The 12,552-nt window shown below is 58.3% G+C and carries 8 protein-coding genes and 2 tRNA genes; 9 read left to right on the top strand and 1 reads right to left on the bottom strand.

Annotation, left to right across the window (positions count from 1 at the left end; all coding sequences use genetic code 11):
* The first annotated feature begins 312 nt into the window (after positions 1-312).
* From ISF28_RS27245 to ISF28_RS27230, 4 genes are all read left to right on the top strand, one after another.
* On the top strand, positions 313-960 hold the full coding sequence (locus ISF28_RS27245) for a hypothetical protein (protein ID WP_198120325.1): 648 nt from the start codon (positions 313-315) through the stop codon (positions 958-960).
* An 818-nt stretch (positions 961-1,778) separates the two neighbouring features.
* Positions 1,779-3,815, top strand: a complete 2,037-nt coding sequence (locus ISF28_RS27240; protein ID WP_198120324.1) for a site-specific DNA-methyltransferase — start codon at positions 1,779-1,781, stop codon at positions 3,813-3,815.
* Positions 3,812-6,148, top strand: coding sequence for a DEAD/DEAH box helicase family protein (locus ISF28_RS27235; RefSeq protein ID WP_198120323.1), 2,337 nt, complete (start codon positions 3,812-3,814; stop codon positions 6,146-6,148). The genes ISF28_RS27240 and ISF28_RS27235 overlap by 4 nt, the downstream gene beginning before the upstream one ends.
* Before the next feature lie 249 nt (positions 6,149-6,397).
* On the top strand, positions 6,398-7,213 hold the full coding sequence (locus ISF28_RS27230) for a fibronectin type III domain-containing protein (protein WP_370663508.1): 816 nt from the start codon (positions 6,398-6,400) through the stop codon (positions 7,211-7,213).
* 13 nt (positions 7,214-7,226) lie between these two features.
* On the opposite strand, the gene purT is transcribed toward ISF28_RS27230, so the two are convergent.
* Positions 7,227-8,438: a formate-dependent phosphoribosylglycinamide formyltransferase gene (gene purT / locus ISF28_RS27225; RefSeq protein WP_198120321.1), complete on the bottom strand. Its 1,212-nt coding sequence runs from the start codon at positions 8,436-8,438 to the stop codon at positions 7,227-7,229.
* 131 nt (positions 8,439-8,569) lie between these two features.
* Here purT and ISF28_RS27220 point away from each other — a divergent pair.
* The 5 genes from ISF28_RS27220 to ISF28_RS27200 all read left to right on the top strand — a co-directional run bounded on the left by ISF28_RS27220 (position 8,570) and on the right by ISF28_RS27200 (position 12,547).
* A tRNA-Asn gene (locus ISF28_RS27220) sits at positions 8,570-8,645 on the top strand.
* 53 nt (positions 8,646-8,698) lie between these two features.
* Positions 8,699-9,802, top strand: a complete 1,104-nt coding sequence (locus ISF28_RS27215) for an acyl-CoA dehydrogenase family protein (RefSeq protein WP_198120320.1) — start codon at positions 8,699-8,701, stop codon at positions 9,800-9,802.
* A 22-nt stretch (positions 9,803-9,824) separates the two neighbouring features.
* Positions 9,825-9,900 (top strand) — tRNA-Asn (locus ISF28_RS27210).
* Positions 9,901-10,037: 137 nt separating this feature from the next.
* A complete protein-coding gene (locus tag ISF28_RS27205) occupies positions 10,038-11,423 on the top strand; it encodes an MFS transporter (RefSeq protein ID WP_198120319.1) in 1,386 nt (461 codons plus the stop codon).
* Positions 11,424-11,452: 29 nt separating this feature from the next.
* Positions 11,453-12,547: a tartrate dehydrogenase gene (locus ISF28_RS27200; protein WP_198120318.1), complete on the top strand. Its 1,095-nt coding sequence runs from the start codon at positions 11,453-11,455 to the stop codon at positions 12,545-12,547.
* The last annotated feature ends 5 nt before the right edge of the window (positions 12,548-12,552 follow it).

Raw genomic sequence — 12,552 nt, 5'->3', positions numbered from 1 at the left:
CAAAAAGGTAATGATGCACCTGACTTGCTCCGCATCTTTGCGAGAGCGAAAGAAGACAAACTTGCTCGCCCTCCGGATATCTCGGCAGCATTTAAACGGGCGGCGCCGGATCGTGGGGAAGAGACGGAAGGGGAGCGTTCCGGTGGTGGCGGCTTAAAACAGACGTGGATGCCTGACTTTGATCCTTCCAAGAAGCGAGACGGGCGCGGCTAGAACGGAAGCTCATCAGGACAGATGATTCTACACTGGTATGGCCCGTGATGATGGTAAGATGAAAACGGATATGTAAGAGTAATTTATATAAGATTATTTATGAATGCGAAAACGATGTCTCCGACAGCGAAGTTGATCGAGTCACACCTGAGGTTGCAGTTTAAGGATATTGAAAAGTACCTCGATTTTTTTGGCAAGAGTATTGAGGTAGAAAAGAATCGGGCGGCAACGTCACCCTTATGGATCGATGACGACATGCTTAAGAACATAAGGAAATACCATTCCCACATTTCTTATCCGGCAATACATAGCAAAGCATTGTTCATTTTTATGTACTCTACTTTTGAACACATGTTTTGTTGGGCGGCATGCTGGATCTCGATAGGCGAAGATGGTGGCAGTAAAATTAAATCACTGAGAGATTATAAAGAATCTGAAGCTTATATCAGGAGGATTTTTTCAGCCGGAAGTCCATTTGAATCTGCAGAGTGGAAATCAGTTGATGATCTTCGGCTAATAAGAAATTATATTGCGCACGGCGGAGCCGAGAACATAATGGGCGTTAGTAACCGGAGTAAATATTTGGTGGCCGCGCGTCGAGTCAACACAAGATTCAAAGATACATTTGATGTTGCTACATCGAATGATCGGCATGTTATTGGAATAGGCCCAAACGCGGTACGTGTCGCCATGAGTTGCTATAGAGATTTCCTGTTTTTGTTAGCGAAAGGCCTGAGAGAATTATAACGACTCGGAGCATTGTGCATAAACTCTCAGTTCTGACCTTCTGAATCTCCCGTTACGAAAGCCTGCCCACTGGGCTTGCTGGATTTTTAGAAAAGCTGATTGTCATCGCGTTGTTAAGAATGAAATTCGTCAGCGCAACGACGCGCGTGTACTGGAAACTTATCCGGGAACAGGTAGCATTCAGAACAAAACAACATGCAGAGGAGAAGGCGTTCAGGTTTCGCTTGAGGGGGGGCAGATGCAAGCCTTGACCAGCGTGCTCGCACGTTGGAGCGCGTCTAGACGCACGAATTTGCTGCACTTGACTGCGCCCGTAGGCGTTGTGCGCATGCTCCTGCTAGGGGAGGAAGGATGACCCGGGAGAGTAGAATCGCGCCGGACTAGCTACAAGCGTGCGAGAAGGCGGTGCAAGCGGGGGGGGCATCTGATCTTACCGCTGCATTGAGCGAGCGTTGACGTTCCGGGCAACGCTCGCGCAGACGAAACTTGTCCTAGCCCAGGAAGTGTGTCCGAGATCGATGAGCGCGCAGCAGTGCCAAAATTGCGTACTTCTTCCCGAAAAAACTGCATTTCACTTGTATTTTTGGCCATATTTTTCTCAAAATACGCTGTCCGAATGGTAGCGAACGTCTCATATTTTCTCGCCTCAACCACGGTCCGTGCGCATGCCGATGCGTTATAATTCAAGGTTTCACAAGAAATATGTTGCACCTTGGAACTGATGTTGCGTCGCGCGTCCGTCTATGCAACATTATTGAATTCGGAAGTTCAAGTCCTTCGCGGTGAACTTCGCGTTTCGTGTCGTTTTAGGAGTTTTTATGTCTGGCCAGAAGTACAACGAAATGAGTCGCGAAGATCTCATTCGGCTGTTGAGCGAGTTTGATAGTCAGACCAAGGGTGGCATCCGGCTTTCCTACCCTGGGCAGACACCGCCTTGGCATATAATCAAGAAAGTACAGCCGCGTCGACAAAAAATTGATGCAAGATTATCAGTGGGTGAAGACGGGAAGAGCGCGGGAAGTGTACTTTTGGAAGGAGAAAACCTCCAGGCGATGGTTTCCCTTTATAAGTACCGTGGCCAAGTTGACCTGATCCTGACGGACCCTCCTTATAATACGGGCTTGGATTTTCGTTATAACGACAAATGGGATATCGACCCTAATGATCCGGACCTAGGAGATGTCGTTCCCGCAGACGACGGTTCGCGTCATTCTAAATGGCTTCGATTCATGACGCCTCGTCTCTGGATGATGAAAGAGATGCTTCGCCCAGGCGGGGTATTGGCGATTTGTATTGACCACCGCGAACTCTACCGTCTCGGTATGCAGTTGGACGCTATTTTTGGTGAAGAAAACCGCATTGCGATTATTAATTGGCAAAAAACGTACAGCCCCAAGAGCGCAAAGCACGTGTCTACAGCGACGGAGTATGTATTAGTCTATGCGAAAGATCTGGCAAAAGCCCGTACGGGCCTACTAAGCCGTATCGAGGACGGCGACGATAAATTTAAGAATCCGGACAACGATCCAAAATTGCGATGGCGTGGAGGTGATCCGACCGCAAAAGAAAGCCGTGCTGCAACAATTTATGGTATCCAATCTCCCTTCACAGGATATCTTCACTATCCAGAAGCGGAATACCGATATGATGGTGCCATTACTCAGGCAACGCGTCACTGGAGCGGTTTTACCAAGGACGAAATGAAGGCATCATTGGAGGCTTGGGGGACTGCGTACACGTGGAAAGATATTGGTGATGGGCGCGGAAAGGCCCTCGTCATCGAAGGGTCGAAAATTGGCTTTGAGAACTACGACCCCTTAAGTGATAAGATTGTTCAAAAAGCGAAAAAGCTAGCCTTAAAAAATTACGATAAAATCGTTTTCCCTAGATTTGTGTTCCTTGATACCAAGGATGGCCGAAAAGGAGAAGGTCGTCCGGCAGTTAAGCGCTATCTTGATCAGCTTAGCAAAGGAAGGATACCTTGGACGTATTGGGCGGATGAGGACTATAGTCCAATCGATATCGGTACGCAGTCCTGGGGTCATGAAGAAAGCGGCCATAGCCAGACGGGGATCAACGAATTAGATCAGATTATTGGAAAAGGTCATAAATTCGAAACAGTAAAACCACTGAAGCTGTTTAAAAAGATCATTCATTTGTGGTCTCCAAAGAACGGGATTGTCCTTGATCCTTTTGCAGGCTCGGGCACGACCGGCCACGCCGTATTGGAATTGAACAAAGAAGCTGAGGCCAATCGGCGGTTTATTCTGATCGAACAGGGCCGTCCCGAACGGGGCGATCCATATGCTCGGGGCTTGACTGCTGAGCGTTTAAGAAGAGCCATTTTGGGCCTTCGCCCGAATCGCTTTGGAAATACCGAAGCGACGGCTGCACCGCTCCCAGGTGGATTTCGGTTTGTTAAGCTTGAGAAGACAGTGGATGCGGAAGGCGTGCTCGCGCTAGAGCGTGAGGAAATGATTGATCTTTTGATAACGAGTCATTGGGATCAGCGCGACCGCGCCGCGAGCTCGCTGGTGCGGATTCCAGTGGGAGATTCCAAACATCTATTCGCAATTGGCAGCAAAGGCGAGGGGTTCTTTTTGACGTGGACTGGGCCGGACGGCGATTCTACGCTGAATCGAGCGAGCTTTAGAGAGATCGCTGAAGAAGCAAAACGCGCCGGGGTCAGCACTCCCTATCATGTATATGCACGAAGGTGCACATACTCTGGTCCGAACGTCGAATTTTATCAAATTCCGAACCGGATTCTGGAGAAGTTGGGATTCAATGAGGCACTGCAGCCGTATTCATCGGCAGATGATGAGCAAGAAGCTTTCGGAGAAACAATTTTATGAGTATTGATCTCTTTCCTTATCAACAAAGAGCTGCGGACCAGATTGCAAACCGGTTTCAGAAGCTACTTGGAGACGACGATAGGCCATACATTAAAGCGAATGTGCCGGTTCCGTTCTATCAGGCCCTTTCAGCCATAACGGGAGCTGGCAAAACTCCGATATTGGCCGACGCGGTCGCTCAAATGCGTGCATTACTGCCGCTGGAGCCCGTTGTGCTTTGGATTTCGAAAAGCAAGGTCGTAGTCGATCAGACTTTCGCGAATTTTGAAGCGGGCGGTAAGTATTGCAAACTCGTTGAGGAATTTGGTGTTTGCGAGTTTCGCGAGCTGAATGGCGAAAAGATATCTGATTCCGAAACTGCGTGGATTTCCCTTGCCACTGTCGGCTCTTTTAATGATAAGGAAAAAACCGGACGATTGAAAGTTCATCGTCAGGAAGACGATACAGATGATATTGCCAGATGGCCGCTGCTTGCCGCCAGGAAGGATCATAATAATAAAAAGCGTCCACTTATCCTAGTCTATGATGAGGGGCAAAACCTTACCGATGCCCAAACTGATCTTTTGATCGAGCTCGAACCGGACGCAATTCTAGTTGCGTCCGCGACCATGGCCACTCCGGGAAAACTTGGCAAGATTATCGACAGGCTTGTCGATGGCGGCTGGACAAAAGAGCGTTTAGATGATGAGGGAGATGTGCAATGCGGGCTCATCACAACTGTCAATTCCGCAAAGGTCGTGGACGCGCAGCTGATCAAACGTCAGATCGTACTAGCCGGATACCACACCGAAATGGAAACCTGTCTCGGGGAAATGCTCGCCGAGATGAAAGAAGTCACAAAAAAGGCGGCGTCAAACAATGCCTCCTTTAAACCCAAGGCTATCTACGTTTCCAAGACGAATATCTCTCAAAATGATGGGAGCACGGATAACCATGTCCGCCCGTTTTCCGACCGTAGTGCACCGCCAATCCTCATTTGGCGATATTTAGTAGAACAAGGGGGAATCGATCCTGCTGAAATCGCTGTTTATTGCAGCCTAAAGTTTGATAAGCAGTTTCCGCCGCCAGTTGGTTTCAATCATTTTTCCGGCGGCGACGATGATTTCTCGGAATTTACGAGAGGCGAGTTCGCGCATATTATTTTCAATTTATCTCTGCAAGAAGGGTGGGACGATCCAGCCTGCTCTTTTGCATATGTAGATAAATCGATGAAGTCGCCAGTTCAGATTGAGCAGGTTATCGGTCGCGTCTTGCGACAGCCCGACGCGAAGCATTTCCCTGATCCTGATCTAAACACGGCAAATTTTTACGTTCGTGTGGATAACAAGCAGGAATTCCCTGCGATTATCAATTCGGTTCGAAAGAAAATCGCTGCGGAATATCCTGAGGTGCGACTCGAAAGCTACTCGGATCAGAGGGACCGGAAGAGAAGTAAATTGGAGCCAAAAATCGTGCTCACGGTTCCCGAAATTCACATTATGTCGGAAGCGTCTGTGGAGCCGATTGATGAAATCATTGCGAAAATGCATGATTACCGCAATGATTGCGTGAACACGGTCGGCAAAGGGTTCATGCATAAAGCGACCCAGACCATTGGTCGTAATGAAGCTGTCGTCGAGGAAATCGTCGAAAAAGAACATTCAAACCGTGTTACGGCGCGGTGGGTGTTGAGGCGGGCAATACAAGCGTTGCATCCTGAGCCAGTCAAGACGATTGATTGGGCCGATAAGAGGTTTGATGCAACTATTGAGATTACGAGTGCTGCTGCCAACGCGCAGAGGCAGTTGGCAGAAGTTCTGGTTAACGAATGGCTTAGTTACTCTGATCTAACATTCGAAGACTCTAATCGATATAGCGTCGGGCCAGTCTTTATTCGAACGGACGATTTTGTCTCATTCACTCATTCTGCGCATGAAGGGTATAGTGGTCTTAACTCTGATGAGTTGGAATTTGCCAGTGAGCTTGATGCTGTCGGCCTCCCTTGGGTACGCAATCCACCAAATGGCGGGTTTTCGATTCCGCTGCTGACGCGTGGAGATACACGCAACTTCTTCCCGGATTTTTTAGTTTGGAAAGGTGATGTTGTATATGCGCTTGACCCAAAAAACCATCTTCTTATTGGAACGGATGCTGGACGGAAGTTGCTGGACATTCATGACGAGTACGGCAAGAAGAAAGTGGTCGTTCGGCTGATTACAAAAGGCAAATGGGATGAAGTGACAATGCGTTGTATAAGTGATAATGGATACTCCGTATGGTCATTGCGCAGCGGCGTTGTTCGTGCAGTTTACTGCGCAACAATCAAGAAAGTAATTGAGGTGTGCTTGAAGTGATTTCATGTCGAGCGATCCCGACTCAAAAAGCCGGGCGTCTCGTCGAGAAAAATCCGACTAGTTAAAACTGCTTAGCTCGGCAGAAAAAGAAGGTCGGCTCAGAGAGATTGAATTGGCCAACAAGAATTAGACAATATCGCCGCGTATAAATTGCACGCATCAACTCATGGCTCTGTTCCTAAAGTTTGGGCTTTGAGTCCAGAGCTTAGATAAAAATATACGTCGCTTTAAATCTAATAGCGACGGTGCATTTCTATCAAGGGGACAAAGTTTAGGTCGTCAGCCAATACGGACCTCGTCACGGTTCTGACCGGCGGGGCGGCATCGCCGCCGCCGAACGGCGCCCCGTACGCGGTCACGGGCCTGGTCGCGACGGGCGGCGCGGGCAAGGTGGCCCTGTCGTGGAACGCCGTGTCCGGCGCCACCAGCTACCGGCTCTACCGCACGGCGAAGTCAGGTTCCGAGCCTGCCACGCCGTCGGTCAGCGGCATCACCGGCACGTCGTACACCGATACCGGCTTGAACGACGGCACGACCTATTATTACCGGGTGGTCGCCGTAAGCGCCGGCGGGGCGTCCGGATTCTCGGCCGAGGCGCACGCGGCCACGCCCGGCACCAACCCCGACCCGACGCAGTTCCACTTCGAGACCGATACCCAGCCCTGGGCGGCCAGCGGCGCGCAGATCGGCGGCATCGCCACGTCCACCGCCCAGCATTTCGCCGGCAAGCAGTCGATGGCGGTGAATTTCAACGGCACGTCCGCCGGCGCCTCGTCGGTGGAAATGAGTTATGCCGTCGTTCCGGCTGGCGCGACGATCACGTTCCACGTCTGGATTCCGGGCGGCAGCCAGATCACGGCGATCGAGCCCTATTTGGCGGACTACAACTGGACCTGGACGTCGAACCCGATCGCCAGTTTCACGGCCGGCGCGTGGAACACGGTGACGCTCAAGGTGCCGGCGACGGCGACCACGCCGTTGAACCGGCTCGGCCTGAAGATGACGACCGGCGCGGCGTGGACCGGCACCGTCTATGTCGACTCGATCGACTGGACGGTCCAGTAGGCGGCGGCAACCGTCAGCGGCCCGATACCGGTTTCACCTTCGCGGCTGCCTCCAGCGCCCGCGCCCGCGCCGTCTCGACGTCATCCGCCGTCGCCAGCGCCACGCCCATGCGGCGGCGCGCGAACGATTCCGGCTTGCCGAACAGGCGGATGTCGCAGCCCGGCACGCGCAGCGCGTCGGCCACGCCTTCGAACGCGATGCCCGCTTCTTCCAGTTGACCGTAAATGACGGCCGACGCGCCCGGCGCGCGCAACGCCGTGTTCACGGGCAGGCCGAGGATGGCCTTGGCGTGCAGCTCGAATTCGCTCTGCACCTGCGTGGCCATCGTCACCATGCCCGTGTCGTGCGGGCGCGGGCTCACTTCCGAGAACCACACCATGTCGCCTTTCACGAACAGTTCGACGCCGAACACGCCCTGGCCGCCCAGGTTCGCCGTCACTTTTTCCGCGATCTCCTGCGCACGCTGCAGGGCCAGCGGCGCCATCGGCTGCGGCTGCCAGGATTCGACGTAGTCGCCATGCACCTGCTTGTGGCCGATCGGTTCGCAGAACCGTGTCTCGATGTCGCCGTTCGCGCCGAGCGCGCGCACGGTCAGCAGGGTGATCTCGTAATCGAAGTCGATGAAGCCTTCGACGATCACGCGGCCCGCGTCCACGCGCCCGCCGGACGCGGCGTAGCGCCATGCGGGTTCGACGTCCTGCGGGCCGTCCAGCTTCGACTGGCCCTTGCCCGACGACGACATCACGGGCTTCACGATGTTCGGAAAACCGATCTCGGAGCACGCTGCCTGCAGTTCGTCGAGGCTGGACGCGAAGCGGTACGGCGACGTCGCCAGGCCCAGTTCCTCGGCGGCGAGGCGGCGGATGCCTTCGCGATTCATCGTCAGCTGCGCGGCGCGCGCGGTCGGGATGCAGGTGATGCGGCCCGCCGCTTCCAGCTCGGCCAGCTTGGCGGTGGCGATCGCCTCGATCTCGGGCACGACGAGGTCCGGCTGCTCGCGCTCGATCAGCGCGGCCAGCGCGTCGCCGTCCGTCATGTCGATCACGTGCGCGCGGTGGGCGACCTGTTGGCCTGGGGCGTTCGGGTAGCGGTCGACGGCGATCACTTCGATGCCGAGGCGTTGCAGGGAGATGATGACTTCCTTGCCGAGTTCGCCGGAGCCGAGCAGCATGACTTTCGTTGCGGAAGGGGAGAGGGGTGTGCCGAGGGTGCGTGCAGTGGTCATTGAGAAATCGAGAAAAAGTGTAAGTCGTGCAGAGTGGCGACTATAGCAAACCGCGTCGCCGTGCGCTCGCCGGGCGGCTCCTCGGGCGGCATTTGGCAATCCCCGATTTCCTGCTATAATATTGCCTCAATTCCCTGATAGCTCAGTCGGTAGAGCGACGGACTGTTAATCCGCAGGTCCCTGGTTCGAGTCCAGGTCGGGGAGCCAGAATATTCAAAAGGCCGCGTTCTCCACGCGGCCTTTTTCGTTCCAGCCGCCCGATGACCGATCCATTTCCACTCGCGGCGCGCGACGCCGCCCGTATCGACCGTTACGCTGCCGCCGCCGACGCAGACGGCTGGCTGCACCCGGTCCACCAGGCCCTGATCCACCGCCGCAACTGGCTGCGCATGCTGGCCCCGCGCGCCGTCGGCGGGGAGGAGCGTCCGCTGCCGGACGTCGTGCGGCTGGAGGAGGCCATCGCGCGGGTCGACGGCAGCGTCGGCTGGACCGTCACCCTGTGCGCCGGCGCCGGCTGGTTCGCCGGTTTCCTGCCGCCGCACCTGGCCCGCGCCATCCTCGCCACGCCGCGCGCCTGCCTGGCGGGCAGCGGCGCCCCGACCGGCCACGCGGACCGCGAGGGCGACGGCTGGCGCGTCGACGGCGAATGGGATTACGCGAGCGGCGCGCCGATGGCGACCCATTTCACGTTCAATGCCTGGCTGCGCGAGAACGGCGCGCCGCTGTTGGACGCGGACGGCCAGCCGCGCATGCAGGCGTTCGTCGTCCCGAGAGAGATCGTCGAGATCGTGCCGCGCTGGCGCAGCATTGGCCTCACGGCGACGGCCTCGCACGCCTACCGCGTCGCGGGCGCGTGGATCCACGCCGACCACGGCTTCGTCATCGACCCGGCCGCCGCGAGCGCGCAGGGACCGTTGTACCGTTTCCCGTTCCTGCCGTTCGCGTTCGTCACGCTGGCGGCCAACGTGGCCGGGATGGCCGCTCACTTCGTCGACCTGGCCGAGGCGTGCATCGCGCGCCGGCGCAACCGCTTCGGCGGGCAGGACGAGCCGCTGATCGAGGTGCCGGCCGTGCGCGCCGTGCTGGAGGGTGTCCGCGGTCGCCTGGACGAGGTGCGCGGCCGTTTCTATGCGCTGCTCGACGCCTGCTGGGCGCACGCGGCGGCCGGCGGCGAGGTCGAGGATGCCCAAGCCGCGCAGATGCAGGCGCTGGCGCAGGAATGGGTGGCGGCGTCGCGCCATGCCGTCGACACGCTGTACCCGTACTGCGGCCTCGTCGCCGCGCGCCTGGACACCGACATCAACCGCGTCTGGCGCGACTTCCACACGGCGTCGCAACACGCGCTCTTGCTGCCGCAGGGTTGACCCGCTATAATTCGGCCTCCTTTCCCTGATAGCTCAGTCGGTAGAGCGACGGACTGTTAATCCGCAGGTCCCTGGTTCGAGTCCAGGTCGGGGAGCCAGAATGCGAAGGCCGTGTATTGTTCTACAGTACACGGCCTTTTTCGTTTGCGATTCACGGTCAGGGAAGGTGGCGATGAGCCTCCTGCAGGCTTCGCCCAACACGCCTACAATCGATCCTTTGCCGTCAGGATCGAGCATGCAAGCAACAGTCAATACAACACCTCTCGAACCGGACGGACTTCCCCCAGGGCCCCGCATCTGGGCCATCGTCGCCCTCGCGCTCGGCGTGGGCATGTCGGCCCTCGATACCGCGATCGCCAACACGGCGTTGCCCGCGATGGCGCAGCAATTGCACGCCACGCCGGCCGATTCGGTATGGATCGTGAACGCCTACCAACTGGCGATGGTCGCCACCTTGCTGCCGATCGCGGCGCTGGGCGAAACCATTGGCTACCGCCGCGTCTACGTCGCCGGGATGGCGTTGTTCACGCTCGCCTCGCTCGCGTGCGCGCTCGCGCGGTCGCTGCCCGCGTTGATCGTCGCGCGGCTGTTCCAGGGGCTCGGCGCGAGCGCCATCATGGGCGTCAACACGGCGCTGCTGCGCGCCACCTATCCGGCCCGGCTGCAAGGACGCGGCTTCGGCAACAATGCGCTCGTCGTCGCGATCGGCTTCGCGGTCGGGCCGAGCCTCGCGTCCGTCATCCTCGCTGCGTCATCGTGGCAATGGTTGTTCGGCATTAACGTGTTGCCGGGCATCGTCGCGTTCTTCATGGCGCGCAAGGTCTTGCCGGAAACGCGGCGCGCCAGCCACCGCGTGGACCGCGTCGCGGGCCTCTACAACGTCGTCGCGTTCGCGCTGGCCGTGCTGGCGCTGGGCGACGCCGCGCACCGTGTGGACATCAAGATGCTGCTGCCGGAAGCGCTCGCCGCGCTCCTGTTCTTCGGCCTGCTGCTGCGCCGCGAGCGCGGCCATCCGGCGCCGCTGTTGCCGGTGGACCTGTTCCGCCGTCCGTTGTTCGCACTGTCGACCATCACCGCCATCTGCACCTTCGCCGCGCAGGCGCTCGCGTTCGTCGCGCTGCCGTTCTACTTCGAGGCCACACTGGGCCGCTCGCCCGTCGAGACGGGCTTCCTGATGACGCCGTGGCCCGTGCTCGTGGGCGTGATGGCGCCGGTGGCCGGGCGCTTGTGCGACCGCTACTCGCCGGGCCTGCTGGGCGGCATCGGCCTGATGATCCTCGCGGCCGGCCTCGTGACGATGATGAGCTTGCCGGCCGCGCCGTCCGCCCTCGACATCGGCTGGCGCATGGCCGTGTGCGGCATGGGCTTCGGCTTCTTCCAGGCGCCCAACGTGAAGGCGATCATGGGCAGCGCGCCGGCATCGCGCAGCAGCAGCGCCAGCGGCATGGTCGCCACCGCGCGCCTGACCGGCCAGGCGACGGGCGCCGCCCTCGTGGCGTTCTGCCTTACCATCTCCCACGTGCGCGGACCGTGGCTCGCGCTGGGCATCGCCGCCGCGTTCTCGTTCGCGGCCAGCGTGGCCAGTTTTTCGCGCCTCGTCGTCGCGGCGCCCGCCGTGTGAACCGGATTCCATTGAATGAAAGAAAACAGATGACACGACGTTTCAAGATCGCCGCCATCGCGGGCGACGGCATCGGCAAGGAAGTCCTGCCCGAAGGCCTGAAGGTATTGGCGGCCGCGGCCGAGCGCTTCAACCTGCACCTGGATTTCGCCCATTTTCCGTGGGCCAGCTGCGACTGGTACATCCAGCACGGCGAGATGATGCCGCCCGACTGGAAGGAACAATTGGCCGACATGGACGCCATCTATTTCGGCGCCGTCGGCTGGCCCGCGCTGGTGCCGGACCATATCTCCTTGTGGGGCTCGCTGCTCAAGTTCCGGCGCGAATTCGACCAGTACATCAACCTGCGTCCCGTGCGCCTGTTCGAAGGCGTGCCGTGCCCGCTGGCGGGCCGCAAGCCGGGCGACATCGACTTTTTCGTCGTGCGCGAAAACACGGAGGGCGAGTACACGAACCTCGGCGGCGTGATGTTTTCGGGCACGGAGCGCGAGATGGTGATCCAGGAATCCGTGTTCACCCGCCACGGCACCGACCGCGTGCTGCGCTACGCCTTCGAACTGGCCAACGCGCGCCGCCGCCGTCATCTCACCGTGGCGACGAAATCGAACGGCATCGCCATCAGCATGCCGTGGTGGGACGGCCGCGCGGACGCCATCCACGCCGACTATCCGCACGTGAAGGTCGACAAGCAGCACATCGACATCCTGACCGCCCGCTTCGTGCTGCAGCCCGACCGCTTCGACGTCGTCGTGGCGTCGAACCTGTTCGGCGACATCCTGTCCGACCTCGGCCCGGCCTGCACCGGGACGATCGGCCTGGCGCCGTCCGGCAACCTCAACCCGGACCGCACGTTCCCGTCGCTGTTCGAACCCGTGCATGGCTCCGCGCCGGACATCGCCGGCCAGGGCATCGCCAACCCCATCGCGATGATCTGGTCGGGCGCGATGATGCTGGCGTTCCTCGCGGCCGGCCCGCACCCCGACCCGCGCTGCGGCGAGGCGCACGACACGATCGTGGCCGCCATCGAAGACGTATTGAAGACGGGCCCGCGCACGGCCGACCTGGGCGGGACGGCGACGACGGTCGAAGTCGGCGACGCGATCGCGGCGCGCGTGCGCGGCTGAGACGG

The sequence above is a fragment of the Massilia rhizosphaerae genome, assembly GCF_016093545.1.
Lineage (GTDB): Bacteria > Pseudomonadota > Gammaproteobacteria > Burkholderiales > Burkholderiaceae_D > Telluria > Telluria rhizosphaerae.
The sequence above is the reverse complement of the archived record's forward strand: the minus strand, read 5'-3'. Positions and strand labels throughout refer to the sequence as shown.